The organism is Streptomyces sp. DSM 40750 (assembly GCF_024612035.1).
GTDB lineage: Bacteria > Actinomycetota > Actinomycetes > Streptomycetales > Streptomycetaceae > Streptomyces.
This window is the reverse complement of record NZ_CP102513.1, coordinates 10,542,546-10,560,803: the sequence shown is the minus strand read 5'-3', so window position 1 is coordinate 10,560,803 and position 18,258 is coordinate 10,542,546. Positions and strand designations below refer to the sequence as shown.

Genomic DNA, 18,258 nt, shown 5'->3' with positions numbered 1-18,258 from the left:
GGTGTGTGCCGCGGGTCAGGTGTCGGTGGACGTGGTGAACTTGTCCAGGAAGATCCGCTCCTCGGGCATGCCCTTGGCGGTGAGCAGCCCGAAAGCGGCGTCGCACATCGGCGGTGGGCCGCACAGGTAGGCGTCGGCCTGCGACAGATCGCCCTCGTGCCGGTCGACGACGTCGGTGATCAGCCCCTGCTCGTACGCGCCCGCTCCGTCCTCGGACAGGGCCGGTACGAAGGCGAAGTCGCTGAGGCCGCGACCGAGTTCGGCGATCTCGTCGAGCGCGAACAGGTCCCGCTGGGTGCGCGCCCCGTAGTAGAACCGGGTGCGGCGGGCGCTGCCGGTGGCGGCCAGGCCACGCAGCTGGGCCAGGATCGGCGCCATGCCGGCGCCGCCCGCGAGCAGGATCAGGTCACGGTCCGGTGCGTCCCGCATCACGCAGGTGCCGTAGGGCCCCTTGACCGTGAGCGGGTCTCCCGGGTTCAGGGCGCCGCCGAGCAGCCCGGAGAACAGTCCGCCGGGGTAGCGCCTGATGATGAACTCCAGTTCGCCGCCGGGCCCTTCGGCGGGCAGCCCCGCCATGGAGAACGACCGCCACTGGTCGGTGCCGGGCACCTGGATGTCCAGGTACTGCCCGGTGCGGTACGGCAGTTCGTCAGGCGGGTCGATCACCAGGCCGAGCCGGACGATGTCGTGGGTGAGGGGCTGTACCGCGGCGACGGTGGTGCGGGCCTCCCGTGGCGGTATGCCGGAGAGGAGCATCTCCTCGTCGTAGTTGATGAGTTCGACGTGGAGGTCGCCGTAGGCGTGCACGCGGCACAGCAGGACGTATCCCTCCTCGCTCTCGTAGTCGGCGAGCGCGAAGGTGGAGTAGCGCTCCATCTGCTGGTCGCCGTCGAGCAGAAAGGACTTGCAGGACGAGCACTGGCCCTCCTTGCAGCCGTGCATGAGATTGACGCCCTGGCGGAACGCGGCGTCCAGTACGGTCTCGTCCTCGTCGGCCTCGATCTCGATGCCGACCGGTTCGAATCGGATGCGGTGCTTGTCGCCCACAAGGACCAGCCTTCCGGGGCGGCGACCCCGCGACGGGTTCGTCGCCGCCCCTGCCTGTGGTTCGGTCAAGGCCTCGACGGTGTGATGTTGCTGCGGCTGCGGTAGTCCGCGACGTGCGCCTCGCGCTCCTCGTCGGACATCTCGTTGAGCGCCATGTTGGGGCTGATGAGTGTGTTGCCGCGGATGTCGTCGAGCGTCCACAGCTTCTTCGGGTCGTCGAGGTCCAGATGCGGCTGCGGGATCAGCGTCTTGCCGTCGTCGCGGACATAGCCGAGGTCCTTGACGATGTCGGCGAGGTCCTGCCCGTGGTAGCAGCTCTCCCACTCACGCTTGCCGGTGAGGCGTCCCATCGACGGGGTGGGGCGGCCCTCGTACTCGGGCCGGAACGCGGTGGTGTCGGTCCACGCGCAGGTCTCGGAGCAGTACGTGCGCCACTGACCGTCGACCTTGTCGACCACCATGTCCTGCCGGACCAGGCAGGGCACCATGCAGGACCAGCAGCGGTGCGGGTACTGGTAGCCGACGTCCTCGAAGGTGATCGGCTTGTTGGCACCGGGATGCCGCATCCGGTTGTACGCCTCCCACCAGGCGCCGTACTCCGCGTACCAGCCCGGGTACTTGGACTCGAACCACTCGAAGTCGTCGTCGGTCATGCCGTCGACGCGCCAGAAGTTCACCGGCCAGCCGGTGGCGAAGAACTGGGCGGTCTTGTGGACGTAGCCCTGGTTCCAGATCCGGTCCCACGCCTTCTCCACGAGGTCGTGCGGGATCTTCAGGCCGTACTTCTCCAGCGGGATCAGGTACGACCGGTAGTAGTCGTCGTAGATCCAGCGGCGCCACATCTCGGCGTAGCTGTCGCGGTCCTTGCGGCGGTCCTTGCTGCCGTACTCGATGAACGTGCCGATGGCGGCGTCCACCACGCAGTGGTTGTTCCACCAGGCGTAGCGCAGGTCGCGCTCCAGGAGCTGCCGGTTGTCCTCGTCGGCCAGCGCCATCAGCAGGATCGAGTAGCCGTTGGAGATGTGCCGGGACTCGTCCGACTGGACCGAGTGGAAGACGGTGGGCAGCAGGTAGTCGCCGTTGGCGGCGGCCTCGGCGGGCATCGCCACGAACAGGGTGTTGGTGAAGGCGGTCTCGGCGACCAGCGTCAGGTAGACGTTGGAGGCGGTGATCGCGTCGCCGGTGATGAACCCCTCGCCGAACTGCCGGCCGATGGTGCCCGCGTAGCAGTTGGCGAACGCCTTTTCGGAGATGTCGAACCCGGCGGGGTCGATGTAGTGGTTCATGTAGAGGCGCTTGAGGTTCATCTGGATCGTCGAGTGACGTACCTCGTCGATCATCTGCACCGCGAGCCCGTTGTGCAGCTCCGGGTTGGGCACCGCGCCGATCGCCATCGGCATCGCGCGGGCCGCGCTGATCTCGGGGAAGGGGATGATGGACAGGAACAGCTTCTGCCACTCCATCCAGCGCTCCTGGACCTGGCGGAACATGTTGCCGCGGATCGCGCCGTCCATCGCGCCGTAGACCCGGTTGTCCTTCTCCTCCTCCATCGGGAAGTAGGAGCGCAGGACCTGCTTGAGCGGGTCCTTCTTGGGGGCCTTGTCGAAACGGTAGTCGGTGGCGAAGCGGTTGGCCGGTGTCGCGAACGTCGGATCCCACGACAACTCGGTGATCTTCTTGTGCGCCTTGCTCAGGCTCTGTCGGCTCACGGGTGATACTCCTCCGGCTGACTCGGCAGCGATGGGGCTCCCCCGGGCTCCGGCACAGCCGGGACCGGAGGGAAGGGACCTCGTTCGCCCGGCGCTCGTGGCGGCGCACTGCCGTCGGTGACCGGGGCGTCGCCCATCGTGGGGTCGGGTGCGGCAGCCGCGCGTCTCAAGTTGAGACGGGCGCCACATCCCGGGTATGGCCACCACCGCACTCCCGGACTTAACGTGCCGGACATACCGGAACCCCGAGAGTCATTGCACGGCAGAAGGCGCAGAGCCGATGGAACCTGTGGAATCCGTGGAACCCCTGGAGACGCCGAGGCCGTCGCCCACCGTCTCCGCGCTCGGCCTGGATCGTCGCATCCCGCACCTCAACCCCGTCCGTGAGCGGGCCCGGTTCCTGGAGGGCGGGGACTTCTCGTCCTCCGCGGTGCGCCCGCCCATCCTCGACTCCTGGCAGCGCTCCCGCTTCTTCGGCGTGGACGCCGACCGCATCCAGGCCCCCTACAACGCAGACTTCGACCCGCACTCCCGGCTCGCCACGGCCGCCCGCCCCGTCCTCGACCGGCTCTCCGACGCGCTCCAGGGCACCCCGATGTGCCTCATCCTGACGGACTCCAAGGGGCGCGTGCGTGAGCGCAGGACCGGCGACCGGGCGCTGCACCGGCATCTCGACGACATCAGCCTCGCGCCCGGCTTCAGCTACGCCGAGGAGTACGTGGGCACGAACGGCATCGGCACCGCGGCCGAGGACGGCCGTACGGCACAGGTCTTCGGCTCGGAGCACTTCTCCGAACGGCTGCAGCGGGTGTCGTGCGCGGCGGCGCCCATCCGCAACCCGGTCAGTGGTCGGGTGCTCGGCCTGATCGATCTGACGTCCTGGCAGCACACCGCCTCGCCGCTGATGGTGGCGCTGGTCCAGGAGGCCGCCGCCGACATCGAGGAGCGGCTGCTCGACATCGGTTCGGAACGCGAACGGGCGGCACTGCGCGCCTTCTTGACGTCCCGTCAGAGTTCGCGCAGGGCGCTGGTCACGCTCACCGACGGATTGCTGCTCGCCGACGCGGCCGCGACGGAGATGCTCGGCCCGGCCGACCACCGGCGGCTGCGGGAACTCGCCGCCGATCCGTCCGGGCTGCGCGAGCAGCGGATGCTCCTCAGCGACGGGCGAACCGTGCAGCTGAGGGGCCGCCAGGTGGAGGGTGATGAGCCCGGCGGACATCCGGCCGCGTATCTCATCGAACTGCGGCTGGTCGCGGAGCGGGACGAGTCCGGCCGGCACCCCGTGGTCCGTCCGCCGCGGTTGGCCGGCATCAGCGGTTCGAGCCCCGTGTTCCGTGGCGTCATCAGCCAGTTGATCCGCCACTGCGAGCACGGACGCTGGACGCTGGTGGAGGGGGAAGCGGGCACCGGCAAACAGGCGCTGGTCCGGGCCGTGCACCGGCATGTGGCGCCCGCGGCGCCGATCGGCGTGCACGACGCGGCGGACGCGAGGGGCGGCGCGGCGCCGTGGCTGCGAGCCGTCTTCCAGGATCTCGCCGAGGACCGCGGCACGGTGGTGCTCCGGCATCTCGATCTGCTGTCCGCGCACGTACTCGGACAGCTCGACGGGGTGCTGCGCACCACGGCCGGGCGCTCCGGCTGGGTGGCCGCGCTGCTCACCCATGACCGGCCCAGGCTGCCCGGCGCGGGTGCCGAAGCGCTGCCGGATGCCGACAGGGTGGCCGCGTCTCGGCAGGCGGATCCCGTCGCCGCGGTGCGGGCGCGGTTCGGGGCCGAGGTCACCGTCCCGCCGCTGCGACACCGTACGGCCGACATCCCCGCGCTCGTGGCCTGCCTGCTGGCCCGGCATGGTGGCGACAGCGGAGGCGTCCGGTGTACGGACGACGCGTTGCGGGCCCTGTCCCGGGCGCCTTGGCCAGGGAACGTCCGCCAACTCGACGGCTCGCTCCGCTACGCGCAGGCGCACCGTTCGGGCCCCTTGATCGAGGAGTCCGACCTCCCGCCGTCCCTTCTCTCCCAGGCTCAACACCCCTTGTCCGCCTGGGAGTCCACGGAACGCGACCTGATCGTCCAGTCCCTCCTCGACCACGGCGGAGACAAGGCGAAGGCGGCGAAGGCGCTGGGGATCTCCCGGGCGACGATCTACCGCAAGATCACGGCGTTCGGGATCCGGCTGGGGCCGGAGAAGGGGTGACGCCGGAAGGTGACGTGACACCGGAAGGTGACGTGACACCGGAAGGTGACGTGACACCGGGAAGTGACGTGACGCCGACAGGGCCCGGTCCGGCGGGTGGACGCCGTCAGCGTCGTGTGCCCTTCCTCGCTCCCTGGGTCCAGGCGTTCCCCAGCCACAGGCCGCACGCCTCCCAACAGCCGAGTACGGCACCCGTGAGGGCGACTCCGGGACCGGCCGGGGCACCCGCCACCGTCGCCACCACACCGCACACCGCCAGCAGGACCCCGAACCCGCCCATGGCCAGCAGCCGTTCTCGGTGCCCCCACGACTGTTTCGCCATGTCCCCCCCCCACTCGTCACGCTCCGCCTTGGCGCGTCGTCCTGAGCATGCCGGAGGGCATCCGAGGGAGGAGTCTCACTGTGAGACGCTGCGCGATTGAGATCTGCCGTGCCGCGGAGCGTCAAAATGAGCGTCGCGGCGGAGAGGCAGTGACGCTGCACGGCGGGCTGCTGCGAGGCAGTACACCAACTGTCCTGCCCGACGGGCAGGAGCGCGAACACGGCGCCGGGCACATCCGGCTGGCGTTCGCCTGACCGGTCCCAGGGCGCCACATCCGCATCGGCGTACGCCGACAGCGGGCGCCGGACCGTGTGCACGCCGTGTTCCGCCCGAACCTCCGAAGGGAGCGGCAACGTCGGGCAGTCCGCGGACCGGGCGATTCCCGGGACGCCGACCGTGTCACGCGCCGCGGCAGCCGCACGGGCCCTCGCCGTCTCCGAACTCGGCGACGCGCATCGAGCGCACTGCTCGGCGTCCTTCACGGCCGCGACCTGCTCGTCACCGCCGCTCCGAGGTCGATGTGTCGATGGAGTCAGCGGGAGACCTGAGGCATGCCGCCCTCGGGGGCGGGTTCCTGCGGTAGGCGCAAGGTGAACGTTGCTCCCTTGCCCAGCCCGGCGGATTGCGCGGTGATGTCTCCGCCGTGGGCTCGGGCGATGCCCCGCGCGATGGTCAGGCCGATGCCGCTGCCGCCGACGGCAGCGGGTCGGCCGGGATGATCAAGGCGTTCGAAGCGGTGGAAGATGCGTTCGAGGTCGTGTTCGGCGATGCCGATGCCGTCGTCCGTGACGCGGACGATCACGCGGTGCACGGGAGACGGTCCGGTGTGCACGGACAGCGCCACCTGTCCGTACCGATCGCATGCGGCCAGTGCGTTGCCGAGCAGGTTCACCAGGACCTGGGTGATCCGGTCCGGGTCGCAGAAGGCGACGACGGGTGTGCCTGCGTCCACCGCGAGGGTCACCCTCTGGTCGTCGTACTGGGGGCGCAGTCGCTCGGCCGTGGCCCGCGCCAGCGTGGCCACGTCGGTGGGCTTGCGGTGAAGATCGAAGGCGGCCTCCTCCGACCGGGACAGGCTGGAGAGGTCGCCCGCCAGGCGCTGCAGCCGGTGAAGGTCGTCGGCGAGGGAGGCGAACATCGCCTCATCGGGGATGAAGATGCCGTCGGCCATGCCCTCGATCTGGCCGCGTAGGAGGGTGATGGGGGTGCGCATCTCGTGGGCGACCTCGGAGATCAGGCGGGCGCGGCGGCGTTGGGTGTCGGCGAGGGCTGCCGCCAGTGTGTTGACGTCTTCGACCAGCGCTGCCAGGCCCGGCTCGCTGGGGAGTTCGAGGATGTCGTCGTAGTGCCCCTCGGCGAGCCGGCGCGTGGCTGCGCGCACCCGGTCGAGCGGACGCAGCAGAAACCGGGACAGGGCGACGGACGCCGGGAAGGCCGCGGCCACTCCGAACAGGAGGCCGATCTGCAGGACCACGTCGCCTTCGACGTCGTCGAACCCGAGCCACACCTCGATCAGCGCGCTGATTGCCGCCATGGCCAGCAGGGCCAGGAGGAGCACCATGACGTGCGAGAGCACCAGCCGGTTGCGGAGCGACAGCCGCTCCTGGATTCGGCGCAGCCGCGCACGACCCCTGTGGCAGGCCGGGAAGCCGGCGGGAAGCATGGGTCGGTGTCCTTCCTGGCCGCTAGGCGGGGCGCCCGATGAACCGGTAACCGATGGTGCGGACGGTACCTACGAACCGGGGTGTGCTCGCGTCGTCGCCCAGCGCGCGCCGCAGAGTGCGGATGTGTACGTCCACGACGCGCTCGTCACCGAAGAAGTCCTCGCCCCATACTTGGGTCAGCAGTCCGCGCCGGGTGAAGACCCGCCCAGGGGCCCGGGCCAGCGCGAGCAGCAGATCGAAGTCGAGGGCGGACAGCTCCACCGTCCGGTCGGCGTCGACGAGGACGGTCCGTGTCCCGGGATCGACAGTCAGTCCGTCGAAGCGCAGCATGTCGTCCTCGTGGGCCGCCTCGGGGCGGCTGTCGGTGCGCCGCAGGATGGCGCGCACGCGCAGGGCCAGTTCGCGGGGGCTGAACGGCTTGGTGACGTAGTCGTCGCTGCCGGTGGTGAAGCCGATCAGCCGGTCGACCTCCTCGTCCCGGGCGGTGAGCATGATCACCGGGATCTGGCTCGCCTCCCGGATGCGGCGCAGGACCTGGAATCCGTCCAGCCCGGGGAGCATCACATCGAGCACCACGAGGTCCGGCCGGTCGCGGGTGACGGACTGCAGGGCGGACGGTCCGTCCGCGGCTTCGACGACGTGGAACCCGTCCGCCTCCAGGTAGCCGCGCACGGTCATGCGGATCTTGGGTTCGTCATCGACGACCAGAACGCGCTGCGTACTCATCGTGCTCGCTTTCCATCGCCGAAGTGGGAAGGGGAGGGCCGTCGTGGCCGCGGGTGACCGGCGGCATGGAGGGAGAAGGCCTCGAACGCGGCCAGCGTACGGTGGATGTCGTGGCCGGTGGCGATCTCCCGGCCTCGCCCATCCGACGCCGTGCCGCCCGGGTCGTCGAGCAGCTCCATGAGGCGGTCGGCGGGGGCGCGCACGTCACCGGTCGGGAAGAGGTAGCCGTTGCGGCCGGGGTGGACCAGGTGCGGCAGGGCCATCGCGTCGGCCGCGACGACGGGCTCGCCCGCGGCCATGGCATCCATGGTGACCGCGCTCCGCGGTGCCGGGCATGCAGAAGATGTCGCAGCGGGCGTAGGCGACAGGCGAGCGTGACTCCGGCGGGCCGGCGGCCAGGGCACTCTGGGCCGGCCGGAAGCCCGCGAGGCCGGCCAGGGTCAGGCCGCCGAGCGTGCCGCACAGCGTCGCGCTCACGCCGTTCATTCCGTCGGTGGCCCTTCCGTCGGCCGGCGCTGACCCTTGCCTAGAGCGCCGCCCGCGCCTCGTCGGCGGGGCGGCGGGCGGCGGGGCGGGACGGCGGGCTTGGCGTGCGGTCGCGGCTCAGCGCGAGCCGGCGCGGCGTATACGCGCCCGCAGCTTCGGGAACTGCTCAAGGGCGTTGGTCCGCTCGAGAGCGATCCGCTGGCGCCGGCTGTAGATCTCGTCCACGGTCGGTTCGGGATCGCCTGCCTTGAGAAGCGGCAGGCTGCCCTTGAGGAAGGGCATCGTCTCGACGTTGTCGGCCGCGTAGAGGTGGCGGGTCGCCGGCCAGTCGCTGCCGAACATGATGTGGTCGGCGGGCACCAGCGACGACAGCGGCTGCAACTGCGCGGCGGTGAACGCCTGTGCGTCGTCGAAGTACATCCGCGAGATGTAGGTGAGGGGGCCTTCCGGCAGCACTTCGTTGAACGGCGGGAAGGCCGAGTGCCGGGTCGCGAGCCGGTAGGCCAGGAACGGCAGCGCCCCGCCGCAGTGCGTGAAGTGCCAGCGGATGTTCGGGTAGTCCCGCAACACACCGTTGTAGATCAGGCTCGTCATCGCACGGGTCGCGTCGAAGGTGTACTCGAAGACGTTGTTCCCGGCCGGGATGTCGGGGCCGAAGCAGAGCTTCGGAGCCGGGTTCGCCTCCGGACCCGTCGGGTGGACGTAGACGTAGGCACCGCGGTCATTGAGGATCTCGTACAGAGGCGCGAATGAAGGGTCCCCCAGGTAGGTGCCTTTGTAGTTGGTGAGCAGACAGATGCCGTCGAGATCCAGTTCGCCGAGCGCGCGGTCCACCTCGGCCACCGAGCCCTCGATGTCGGGCATCGGAGTGACCGCGAAGATTCCGAACCGGTCACCACGGGTCTGCACGAGGTCGCGGGCGTAGTCGTTGACCGCGCGGGCGGTGGCACGCCGGTCGTCGATCGGGCCGACGGTGACCTGGAGGTCGCCGAACGACAGGACGCTGGCCTGAATCCGGTACTGGTCCATGAAGGCCAGGTGCCGATCGACCGACCACGGACCGTACGCCCCGGTAATGGCGCCGAGCAAGCCATAGCGCTTCAGGTAGTCGTTGTACACGTCGGGTGCGTAGTGCGCGTGGGTGTCGATACGCCAGTTGCCCTTCGGCAGCCCCGGGCCGGACGGTGCCGCCTCCGGAGCAGCCATGGCGGCCGGCACCGTGGCCGCCGCCGCCGTGACAAGCGCTGCGGCCGATGCCCCTTCGATCATCCTTCGACGCGAGATGTTCCGTAGCAGGTTCATTGCCAGTTGCCCTCTTCATTCTGTGTGCGAGTCAGGTCGTATGTGGGTGCGTCACGGCGCCGTCGCCAGGCCGGGCAGGGCCTGCGCGGGACGGCGATGGTCCCCGCCGTGAGGGAGACCGCTGCCTCCACGCGCGGGTGTGCGCGCGGTCCAGGCCGATCGGGGAGCGCAAGCGGGTAAGGCGCTCCTCGGCCGGGCCAGTCGCCGCCGGCAGATCGATCCGGCACTCATGCGTGGGAACCCCACAGCGCCGACGTGGCCGCGCCGGCCGGCAGCCGGCTCCACACCGTGAACTAGCCGGCGGTTCCTTCATGCAGCACGTCATCACCGACCGCCTGCCCAACGGAGTCCACCCGCCTGGCCGAATCCGGACGAAGGAACGCGCCGATCACAACGGAACCGGACAGCGCGGTGTCAACCGCCGTAGTCAGGTGCCGAACAGCAGGGTGATCAACGCTGTCCACCGGCGGGACGAGGAGTACGTGCATGACCGCCAGACAACAGCCGCCTCATAAAGCACGTACCACGGAGCGCATGAAGCTTCCATGAAGCCAATCGCCGGGCTGGCGCCCACTGCCTGCAGCGGTCTCCTGCTTCTTCCGGACTCAGGTGTTATTCAGACGGTCCGTCAGGAGTAGGTGGGTCAGCTCTTGGGTGCGTCCGCCGTGACCGGGTGCAGGTGAAGCGGCGATTCAACAATGCGGATGTTGTCCTGCTTGTTCCGGTGCAGGGCCTCGCTCAGGTCGGTGGTCGACCACACCGGCTGGGCCAACCGACGTCGGCGAGCACGTCCAGGAGTACTGGCGGCGCTCCACGTGCGGACGCGGGCGCTTGACGGCGGCCATGCAGGGTGTGCGGTAGCGCTCGGCAGCGGGACGGCGTGGCTCGACTACTGCTGGGAGTCCTGCGGTGTGTCGGCACGCCGCAGCATGGTGAGCCACTGGGTCACGACGGCGTCGATGAAGGCGTCGGTGACCTGGCCGCGGTCGAGGAAGAGCCGTGCGAGGACGGGCCCGTACAGCAGGGTGAACTCGTCTTCGCTGATCTCGACGCCCGAAGGCGCCAGCAGCCTGTTGAAACCGGCGTAGCGGTCTTCGCCGATGCGGACGAGTGCCCGAGCACTGTCGGGGTCGTGGTCGGCCTGGGCGGTGATGGCCAGAGCCGCGGTTCGCACGGCCGGCACGCTGACCCCGGCGCGCAGGCTCTTCAGCCAGGCGGTGGCCACGGCGCCCACGTCGCTGCCCGGTTCGGGATAGGTGCCGAGGTCGGGGCCTTCGAGGACGAGGTCGAAGAGCAGCGCGGCTCGGGTGGGCCAGTGCCGGTAGAGGGTCTGGCGGGTGACCTCTGCCCGCTCGGCCAGCAGGGCATAGGTCAGGCCGGCCGGTCCGACCTGAGGCAGCAGTTCTCGCGCGACGGCCAGCACGCGGTTGCGGGTGCGCTGCACGCGCGGGTTGCCCGGGGTCGGCAGACGGCGATGGAGGGGCTGCTTCATGCCGCCACCCTACCGGCAAATCATACATCGAGTGTGATTGAGGTCACAACTCGATCCGAATCATACATGGCGTGTGATAAACCTTTGAGAGTAATCACACGCACTGGATGATTCTTGCGTGACGTGCATATTCGAAAGGCGGATGACCATGTCACCTCGCAACCTGCTCGCACCCACGTTCGCCCGTACGCGCCTCGGTTCCGGCCCCGGCCTACTCCTCGCCCACGGTGCCGGCAGCAGCCTGGCCGGCACCTACGGCCCCGTCCTGGAAGCTCTCGCCGCCCGCCACACCGTCGTCGGCATCGACTACCCCGGCAGCGGCGACACCCCCCGCTCCACCGCCCCGCTGTCCGTCGACGACCTCGCCGACCAGCTCATCGCCGCCGCCGACGCCGAGGGCCTCGACCGCTTCGCCGTGTCCGGCTTCTCCCTCGGCGGCCCGGTCGCCATCCGAGCCGCCGCCCGCCACCCCCAGCGCGTCACCGCACTCGTCCTGACCGCCGCCTTCCCGCACCGCGACAACCGGCTCGCTCTCGCCTCCTCGGTCTGGAGCAAGATCGCCGCGTCCGGCGACCGCGAGCTGCTCGCCGAGTTCCAGCTCCTGATGGCCCTCGGCACCCAGGCGCTGGAGTCCATGCCGACCGAGCAACTGCGGCAGACCCTCGGCTACGTCGCCGCCACCGCGGCCGACGGCAGCTCCGAACAGACCGACCTTGTCGGCCAGGTCGATGTCCGGGACGACCTCGCCGCCATCAAGGTCCCGACCCTGGTCATCTCGACCACCGACGACCGGCTCACCTCCACCGCCCTGCACCGCCACCTCGCCGAGACCATCCCCGGCGCGCAACTCGTGGACATCGCCACCGGCCACCTGCCGATGCTCGAGCGGACCGAGGAATGGCTGCAGCTCATCACCGACTTCCTCGGCAATCACAACGCCTGAAAGCACACCATGGGTGGGGCCACGCGGCGAACAGCGGCTGGCCCACGGCTAGCCCCTCACCCGGACCGCCCGTTGATCACTTCTCACTAACACTCCCTGGCGGTGGACATCGGCCACCTCCCGGTCCCGGATCACTTGAATCTCTGTGGGTTCGTAGACCCACTTCCCCTCTCGAGTTCATGGAGAAATCATGCTTAGTTTCGGCCACCTCGACGAGTCCACCCAATTCCGCGACCAGCAGAAGGAGAAGGCCGGCCCGGTCACCATTATCAACACGTTTGTCGCCCCGGAAGGCAAGGAGGATGAGGTGGTGGCCGCCTGGGCGGACGACGCGGAGTACATGAAGAAGTCGGGGAGCCTTCTTTCGGTGCAGCTGTACCGGGGCATCGGCGGCAGCCGGCTTTTCACCAACGTCGCGGTCTGGAAATCCACCGAGCACCTCCGTGCAGCCCTCGGCACGCCGGAGTTCGCCTCGCACCTGGAGCGCTACCCTGCCGGCACCGTGGCCTACCCGCATCTGTACCAGAAGTTCGCTGTCGAGGGCGTCTGCGAAGGCGAATGATGACCGCTCCCCGATCCGGGCTGCCGTTCGCCACGCACACGACATGTGGCCCCGTGTAGTCCCTGGGCCGCGGACGACTGACTCCCTCAAGGGAAGCGGCAGCATCACCACAACGTCGTCGGCCCGCCCGCTGCGCGCGCGTTGTACTCGACAGCGAGCTGAACCGGCCTGACGGCATGAAAGGTTCTTGCCGAGAGAGTGGCGGCACGCTCTGCGCAAGCAGCGCGCCGGGCACCGCTCGCATAGACATGGCTGTGTCCCCCTGCCTGTGGCAGGGGGACACAGCCGCCTCGGTCTGCTGACCGAAGCTGGGCGGCTGCGCCTCCGCCGGCAGCTACCCGCTTCACGAAGCCGCTGCTGCCCGTCACTAGGTCATGACCTGGTGGGAGGCGCGCACCGGGCAGGGGGACTGCGGGCCTACTTCACCTCTGCCGACATCCCGTTGCTGCTCGAACACCTCAGTGCACGGATCCCCGTCGCCGGTGAACGTGCCACCGCGCTCCACCTGCGGTACCTCGACCTGGTCCTCGCCGGGCTGCGCACCTCGGCCCCCGACCAGCCCACCGCCCTGCCATCCCATGATCGAGGCCCTCGGCAGTTCTCTATGGAGGCCCGCGCCTCCCTTTCAGGGGCGAATCACTTACCCCGAGACTGACATCCAGGGGAAAGTTTCTTCCCCCTCACCATGAGTAGACAGCATCTCGGCTTCGGCGAATTATGGCGGAAGGACCGCCCGGTGGCGGACCAAGGCCGAGAAAAGGGCAAGAACCATGGTCAAAACTGTTTCCTTCAGGAACAAGGCAGTAGAAATTTCGGGACACCTTCACCTGCCGGACAACTTCAGGGAAGACGAGAAATTTCCGGCCCTCGTCGGCGTTCATCCGGCTGGGGGAGTAAAGGAACAGACCATCGGAGCCTACGCCAAGAGGCTCGCTGCGCAGGGATTTGTTACCGTGGTTTATGACTCCTCATACCAGGGAGAGAGCGGCGGCGAACCTCGCCTCTTGGAAGACCCGGCGACCAGAGTGGAAGACGCCCGCTGCGCAGCCGACTTTCTTACCACTCTTCCGTTCGTCGACTCCGAACGAATAGGAGTTTTTGGCATTTGCGCCGGGGGCGGCTACGCAATCAGCGCAGCACAGACCGAACGCCGCTTCAAGGCAGTAGCCACCGTCAGCGCAGCTCCCATGGGCGAAGGTTCCAGAGGCTTTCTGGGACATATGTCCCCGGTGGCCGAGCAGATCGGCACGCTGGAGATGGTTGCCAAACAGCGCACGGCGGAAGCGAGGGGAGGCACACCTCTCTACGCCACGTTTGTTCCAGAAACGCTGGAGGAGATCGACGAAAACACACCGGACCTCCTGCGTGAAGGATACGACTACTACAGGACGCCCCGAGGTCGACATCCCAATTCCAAGGGCCGCTTCCTGCTGACCAGCATGGACAAGATGTTCGCCTTCTCGGCGTTCGACCAAATTCCAACATTGCTGACCCAACCGATGCTCCTCGTCGTAGGGAGCAAGGCAGACACAAAGGTGTTCAGCGACCAGGCGTACGAGCTTTCCAAGGGGCCGAAGGAGTTGTTCGTCGTCGAAGGTGCGACTCATATCGCGATGTACGACGTGCCCGAGTACGTGGATCAAGCGATCACTAAAATGGTGGAGTTCTTTGCTGTCCTTTAGTACCGCCGAGACCTGGGGCCACGACCACTGAGCCGGGTACTGCTTCGGCACGGTTCGAGGTCATCCATCCAGGCGCAGGAACCGAAGCGATGCCCTGGCGGAGGGCAGCGGTGGTGCCCGCCCTCCGCCAGGGCATCTTCGTACGCTCGTACTGCCCCGCTGGACCAGCGCAGCGCGCAACTGGCTTGCTCGGCACGCAGCCGGAGAGGCACTCCCGCCTGCCGGGGCCCTACCGGTCGGCGGCGATGCGCTCGGCGAGGGCCAGGCAGAAGTCTCCGGCGAAGACCGACAGCCGGTTGCACAGCAACCGTGCCCCGCCCCCGTAACCGGCACGCAGGTCAATTCCCGCGGTCGCACCTTTCCGCAGCCCCCGAAGGGGAGAACCGCTTACCTGGAGAACGGTAGGGAGGGGAAATTTTCTTCCCCCTCACAGCGCGCTCTTCCGGTGCAAAGCTTGGTCACGAACTGAGCAAATACATTCGAGGAGACCGATCACCATGCCCCATTCCGGCCGCCCCACAATCGCCATTGCCTTCCATTCGGGCTACGGCCACACTGCGGTCGTCGCCGAAGCCGTGGCGCGTGGCGCAGCGGGAGCCGGCGCCGAGGTGGTCTCGATTTCCGTCGACACCATCACCGACGAGCAGTGGGCGCGGCTGGACGCCGCCGACGCGATCATCTTCGGTGCCGCCACGTACATGGGTACCGCCTCCGCGGCCTTCCACGCGTTCGCCGAGGCCAGCAGCAGGCGCTGGTTCTCCCATGTCTGGGTGGACAAGCTCGCCGCGGGCTTCACCAACTCCGGTGCCAAGAGCGGCGACAAGTCGTCCACCCTGGGCTATTTCGCCACCTTGGCCGCCCAGCACGGCATGCACTGGATCAGCCTGGGTCTGCTGCCGGGCTGGGATTCCACCACGGGCAGCGAGGACGACATCAACCGGCTGGGCTTCTTCATGGGCGCCGGCGCCCAGAGCCCGACCGATGCCGGACCGGAAGCGGTCCACAAGTCGGACATCGCCACCGCGGAGCACCTGGGTGCGCGCGTCGCGCGCCAGGCCGCGATCTTCCGAGCCGGGCGGGCCGCCCTCCCCGCCTGATCACAAGGCCTTCTTCTCCCGTATCCGATTCCCCCCGTCCCCGCAAGGAGCACGTCATGTCCGACTCCCCCGACCTCGCCCTCATCCGCCGGGTCTACGCATCCCGAATGGCGCCCGAGGTCACCAAGGAGGTCATGGCCCCGGACTTCGTCTGGGACATCACCCCGGGCTTTCCGAACAGCGGCGTCTACCACGGCTGGGACAGCGTGGCGAAGGACTTCTTCGGCACGCCGATGCCGAACATCGCGTCCTTCGGCGCGGGGCCCGAGGAGTTCTACGCGGACGACGAAGGCCACGTCTTCGTGTTCGGGCACTACCACGCCGAGACCAAGACCGGGGACAAGGCCGACGTCCGGTTCATCCACCTGTGGACCGTCCGTGACGGCCAGGCCGTCAGCATGCGGCAGGCCGCCGACAGCCACATCCTCCAGGAAGCCCTCAAGGGCTGAGACCACCCCAGGGAGACCCACCCATGGCGAAGATCCTCTTCGTGATCACCGCGTCCGACCACTGGACGCTGGCAGACGGAACCCGGCAGCCGACCGGCTTCTGGGCCGAGGAAGCCATCGGCCCGTACCAGGTCTTCAAGGAGGCCGGATTCGCGATCGCGGCGGCGACACCCGGCGGTGTACCGCCCACAGCGGACGCGCTCAGCCTCACCGCGGAGTTCAACGGCGGCGAGGAAGGCGCGCAGCGCATGCGCACCGCCCTGCGCGAGGCAACCGAGCTGGCGCGCCCGATGCGCATCGAGGACGTGGACATCAACGATTACGTGGCTGTCTTCTACCCCGGCGGCTGGGGCCCGATGGAAGACCTGCCCGACAACGCCGAGTCCGGCAGGCTGCTCACCGAGTGGCTCGCTTCGGGCAAGCCGGTGTCGCTGGTGTGCCACGGCCCCGCGGCGCTGCTTGCCACCATCGGTCCCGACGGGACGTCCCCGTTCGCCGGCTACCGTCTGACCGGCCTCTCCAACGCCGAGGAGAAGCTGAACGGCCTCGCGGACCGCGCGAAGTGGCTGCTGCAGGACCGTCTCGTCAACGAACTCGGCGCGGACTACCGCGAGACCGAGCCGTTCGCCCCACACGTCGAGACCGACCGCACCCTGTACACCGGCCAGAACCCGGGCTCGGCGGTCCCGCTTGCCCAGGAGCTCGTCAAGGCACTGGGCTGACGCCACAGCTGTGTGATCTCTCGGCGGCCCGGTACGTACTCCGGGCCGCCGAGTCCTCTTCCGCTTCCGCCTGCTGCCGTATGGGTCGAAACCGATACAAATCTCACACACGAGCCGAGCCGACATGGGCAGGACTTCCCCCCTCACAACCGCCGAGCATTTGTGCCAGGCTGCAAATCATGAATCGCAACCCTCATCTGAACGAGCTGGGTGAGTTCCTCAAGGCCCGCCGTGCCGAGGTCAGTCCTTCCGAGGTCGGACTCCGCGGAGGGCAACGGCGGCGTGTGAGCGGTCTGCGCCGTGAGGAAGTGGCCCTTCTCGCCTCGATCAGCACCGAGTACTACACGCGAATCGAGCAGGGCCGTCTCCAGGCGTCGGCCCCCCTCCTGAACGAAATCGCCCAGTCGCTCCGCCTGAACGACGACCAGCGCACCTACCTCTTCGACCTCGCGGCGAAAGAGCGAGTGCGGCCGACTGCGTCAGGCGACCGCCAGCAGGTGGATAGGCAGTTGCAGCGCATGCTGGACGATCTCACCGCCTCCCCGGCCTTCGTCATCGGCCGGCGCACCGACATCCTGGGCTGGAACCAGCTCGCCGCCGCCCTGTGGGCCGATTTCGGACGCTACCCGGAGCAGGAGCGCGTGTTCGTCCGGCTGCTGTTCACCGAACCCTGGATGCGCGAGCTGTACGCCGACTGGGAGGAGGTCACCCGGTTGGCCATCGCCCAGCTGCGCATGGAGAGCGCGCGCTACCCCGGCGACCAGCGCCTCACCGCGCTGGTCGAGGAGCTCTCCGCCCGTGACGCGCAGTTCCGGGAGTGGTGGACGGCGCATGACGTCGCGATGCGGGGCAAGGGCATCAAGAAGCTCCGTCACCCGGTGGTGGGCGAGCTGACACTTGACTGGAACACGCTCACGTGTGGCACGGACCCCGACCAGCACATCATCGTGTGGAACGCCGAACCCGGTTCCCCGTCCCACGACGGGCTGCGCCTCCTGTCCTCCTGGGCCGCGGACCAGAAGCGGACAGCGTCCGACACCGTCGCGTAAATCTCCGGTTTCGCTGCTTGCCCCGCTCGCGGATGACCCGTCGGCCACCGACAGCTCGCCCACGAAAGCGGTCGACTCGGGGGCGCCAGGGCTCCTGGCGGCCTCCATGCGTAGTTGGGCGACGCAACTCCGGGCGACCGTCCTCCAGCCGAGGCTAAGCTCCCGGAAGCCGGGGTCGGTGAAAAGCAGCCGGGTCGTAGTTGCCCTTCTTCTCCGGAACCCGCTCGAAGTCGGTGAGCAGAGCGACTGCCAGAGCGTTCCACGCCAGGATGTCCATACGGCGGCCGAACGAACACCATGCCGGGGGTCGCAATGAGGTCGTCGAGCAGGCGGCGCAACTGTGGCTGCGCCTTCTGCGCGGCTTGGTGCGGCGGGGTCGTGCCGTCTGCCGGCCGGCCAGCTCGAACAGGTGGTCACGCTGGTCGTTGCCCAGATGGAGGACTTGGGCGAGAGCCGCCAGCACCGGCACGGACGGCTGGATGCGGCCCTGCTCCAGCCTCGTGTAGTAGTCGGTGCTGATGGCGGCGAGCAGGGCGACCTCCTACCGGCGCAGGCCGGCCACACGCCGGGAGCCACCGGTGTCGGGCAGGCCGACGGTGCGCGGACTCAGTTCGGCCCTCCGCGCTTTGATGAATTCTCCCAGCTCGTTCAGATGGCCGTCGCCGGTCATGACGGCCAGTCTCGCACCGCTCAGTCTTCACGAGGGGGGGGTAAGGATTCCTCCCCTGGACAAGTCATTCCCAGGACGGAATTCTCCCCTTTGCGGGTTCGTACGATGGTGGCAGGGTCGATGCCGCGGCCGGCGACCA

The 18,258-nt window shown here is 68.6% G+C and carries 17 protein-coding genes and 1 pseudogene; 8 read left to right on the top strand and 10 right to left on the bottom strand.

What is annotated here, in order from left to right:
- Window positions 1–15: 15 nt before the first annotated feature.
- Complete coding sequence (locus JIX55_RS46135; RefSeq protein WP_257561937.1) at window positions 16–1,116, bottom strand: 2Fe-2S iron-sulfur cluster binding domain-containing protein; 1,101 nt, start codon at window positions 1,114–1,116, stop codon at window positions 16–18.
- The gene (locus tag JIX55_RS46130; RefSeq protein WP_257561938.1) at window positions 1,113–2,756 is read right to left on the bottom strand and encodes a methane monooxygenase; all 1,644 of its coding nucleotides are present in this window, start codon (window positions 2,754–2,756) and stop codon (window positions 1,113–1,115) included. The genes JIX55_RS46135 and JIX55_RS46130 overlap by 4 nt, the downstream gene beginning before the upstream one ends.
- Window positions 2,757–3,036: 280 nt before the next feature.
- Here JIX55_RS46130 and JIX55_RS46125 point away from each other — a divergent pair, with 280 nt between their 5' ends.
- Window positions 3,037–4,953, top strand: a complete 1,917-nt coding sequence (locus tag JIX55_RS46125; protein WP_257561939.1) for a sigma-54-dependent Fis family transcriptional regulator — start codon at window positions 3,037–3,039, stop codon at window positions 4,951–4,953.
- Between the two features lie 106 nt (window positions 4,954–5,059).
- Here JIX55_RS46125 and JIX55_RS46120 read toward each other — a convergent pair whose 3' ends face one another.
- The 6 genes from JIX55_RS46120 to JIX55_RS46095 form a co-directional block, all read right to left on the bottom strand.
- On the bottom strand, window positions 5,060–5,275 hold the full coding sequence (locus tag JIX55_RS46120) for a DUF677 domain-containing protein (RefSeq protein WP_257561940.1): 216 nt from the start codon (window positions 5,273–5,275) through the stop codon (window positions 5,060–5,062).
- A 532-nt stretch (window positions 5,276–5,807) separates the two neighbouring features.
- Window positions 5,808–6,938 (bottom strand): sensor histidine kinase, encoded by a 1,131-nt coding sequence (locus JIX55_RS46115; protein ID WP_257561941.1) that lies wholly within the window; start codon window positions 6,936–6,938, stop codon window positions 5,808–5,810.
- 22 nt (window positions 6,939–6,960) lie between these two features.
- Entirely contained in the window at window positions 6,961–7,665 is a 705-nt protein-coding gene (locus JIX55_RS46110; protein WP_257561942.1) for a response regulator transcription factor, read from the bottom strand.
- Window positions 7,662–7,973 (bottom strand): glycosyltransferase, encoded by a 312-nt coding sequence (locus JIX55_RS46105; protein WP_257561943.1) that lies wholly within the window; start codon window positions 7,971–7,973, stop codon window positions 7,662–7,664. The genes JIX55_RS46110 and JIX55_RS46105 overlap by 4 nt, the downstream gene beginning before the upstream one ends.
- Window positions 7,974–8,268: 295 nt before the next feature.
- Entirely contained in the window at window positions 8,269–9,420 is a 1,152-nt protein-coding gene (locus tag JIX55_RS46100) for an amidohydrolase family protein (protein WP_257561944.1), read from the bottom strand.
- A 922-nt stretch (window positions 9,421–10,342) separates the two neighbouring features.
- Entirely contained in the window at window positions 10,343–10,945 is a 603-nt protein-coding gene (locus tag JIX55_RS46095) for a TetR/AcrR family transcriptional regulator (RefSeq protein ID WP_257561945.1), read from the bottom strand.
- A gap of 148 nt (window positions 10,946–11,093) precedes the next feature.
- Between JIX55_RS46095 and JIX55_RS46090 the strand changes: the two genes are divergently transcribed.
- The 7 genes from JIX55_RS46090 to JIX55_RS46060 all read left to right on the top strand — a co-directional run bounded on the left by JIX55_RS46090 (window position 11,094) and on the right by JIX55_RS46060 (window position 17,449).
- Window positions 11,094–11,888, top strand: a complete 795-nt coding sequence (locus JIX55_RS46090) for an alpha/beta fold hydrolase (RefSeq protein ID WP_257561947.1) — start codon at window positions 11,094–11,096, stop codon at window positions 11,886–11,888.
- A 190-nt stretch (window positions 11,889–12,078) separates the two neighbouring features.
- The gene (locus tag JIX55_RS46085) at window positions 12,079–12,450 is read left to right on the top strand and encodes an antibiotic biosynthesis monooxygenase family protein (RefSeq protein WP_257561948.1); all 372 of its coding nucleotides are present in this window, start codon (window positions 12,079–12,081) and stop codon (window positions 12,448–12,450) included.
- A gap of 698 nt (window positions 12,451–13,148) precedes the next feature.
- The gene (locus JIX55_RS46080; RefSeq protein ID WP_257569212.1) at window positions 13,149–14,132 is read left to right on the top strand and encodes an alpha/beta hydrolase; all 984 of its coding nucleotides are present in this window, start codon (window positions 13,149–13,151) and stop codon (window positions 14,130–14,132) included.
- 497 nt (window positions 14,133–14,629) lie between these two features.
- Window positions 14,630–15,229 (top strand): flavodoxin family protein, encoded by a 600-nt coding sequence (locus JIX55_RS46075; RefSeq protein ID WP_257561949.1) that lies wholly within the window; start codon window positions 14,630–14,632, stop codon window positions 15,227–15,229.
- A 56-nt stretch (window positions 15,230–15,285) separates the two neighbouring features.
- The gene (locus JIX55_RS46070; protein ID WP_257561950.1) at window positions 15,286–15,678 is read left to right on the top strand and encodes a nuclear transport factor 2 family protein; all 393 of its coding nucleotides are present in this window, start codon (window positions 15,286–15,288) and stop codon (window positions 15,676–15,678) included.
- Between the two features lie 23 nt (window positions 15,679–15,701).
- A complete protein-coding gene (locus JIX55_RS46065; protein ID WP_257561951.1) occupies window positions 15,702–16,400 on the top strand; it encodes a type 1 glutamine amidotransferase domain-containing protein in 699 nt (232 codons plus the stop codon).
- A 179-nt stretch (window positions 16,401–16,579) separates the two neighbouring features.
- Window positions 16,580–17,449: a helix-turn-helix domain-containing protein gene (locus JIX55_RS46060; RefSeq protein WP_257561952.1), complete on the top strand. Its 870-nt coding sequence runs from the start codon at window positions 16,580–16,582 to the stop codon at window positions 17,447–17,449.
- Between the two features lie 99 nt (window positions 17,450–17,548).
- On the opposite strand, the pseudogene JIX55_RS51700 reads toward JIX55_RS46060, so the two are convergent.
- Window positions 17,549–17,866: pseudogene (locus tag JIX55_RS51700) on the bottom strand (MmyB family transcriptional regulator); the annotation flags it as partial.
- 124 nt (window positions 17,867–17,990) lie between these two features.
- On the bottom strand, window positions 17,991–18,119 hold the full coding sequence (locus JIX55_RS46050) for a hypothetical protein (protein ID WP_257561953.1): 129 nt from the start codon (window positions 18,117–18,119) through the stop codon (window positions 17,991–17,993).
- Window positions 18,120–18,258 lie beyond the last annotated feature (139 nt).

Excerpts from the sequence above, each read along its gene's own strand:
- JIX55_RS46110 (WP_257561942.1), bottom strand. The coding sequence starts at position 7,665 with ATGAGTACGCAGCGCGTTCTGGTCGTCGATGACGAACCCAAGATCCGC.
- JIX55_RS46065 (WP_257561951.1), top strand. The coding sequence starts at position 15,702 with ATGGCGAAGATCCTCTTCGTGATCACCGCGTCCGACCACTGGACGCTG.
- JIX55_RS46095 (WP_257561945.1), bottom strand. The coding sequence starts at position 10,945 with ATGAAGCAGCCCCTCCATCGCCGTCTGCCGACCCCGGGCAACCCGCGC.
- JIX55_RS46120 (WP_257561940.1), bottom strand. The coding sequence starts at position 5,275 with ATGGCGAAACAGTCGTGGGGGCACCGAGAACGGCTGCTGGCCATGGGC.
- JIX55_RS46060 (WP_257561952.1), top strand. The coding sequence starts at position 16,580 with ATGAATCGCAACCCTCATCTGAACGAGCTGGGTGAGTTCCTCAAGGCC.
- JIX55_RS46085 (WP_257561948.1), top strand. The coding sequence starts at position 12,079 with ATGCTTAGTTTCGGCCACCTCGACGAGTCCACCCAATTCCGCGACCAG.
- JIX55_RS46090 (WP_257561947.1), top strand. The coding sequence starts at position 11,094 with ATGTCACCTCGCAACCTGCTCGCACCCACGTTCGCCCGTACGCGCCTC.
- JIX55_RS46115 (WP_257561941.1), bottom strand. The coding sequence starts at position 6,938 with ATGCTTCCCGCCGGCTTCCCGGCCTGCCACAGGGGTCGTGCGCGGCTG.
- JIX55_RS46125 (WP_257561939.1), top strand. The coding sequence starts at position 3,037 with ATGGAACCTGTGGAATCCGTGGAACCCCTGGAGACGCCGAGGCCGTCG.
- JIX55_RS46105 (WP_257561943.1), bottom strand. The coding sequence starts at position 7,973 with ATGGATGCCATGGCCGCGGGCGAGCCCGTCGTCGCGGCCGACGCGATG.
- JIX55_RS46070 (WP_257561950.1), top strand. The coding sequence starts at position 15,286 with ATGTCCGACTCCCCCGACCTCGCCCTCATCCGCCGGGTCTACGCATCC.
- JIX55_RS46075 (WP_257561949.1), top strand. The coding sequence starts at position 14,630 with ATGCCCCATTCCGGCCGCCCCACAATCGCCATTGCCTTCCATTCGGGC.
- JIX55_RS46050 (WP_257561953.1), bottom strand. The coding sequence starts at position 18,119 with ATGACCGGCGACGGCCATCTGAACGAGCTGGGAGAATTCATCAAAGCG.
- JIX55_RS46100 (WP_257561944.1), bottom strand. The coding sequence starts at position 9,420 with ATGATCGAAGGGGCATCGGCCGCAGCGCTTGTCACGGCGGCGGCGGCC.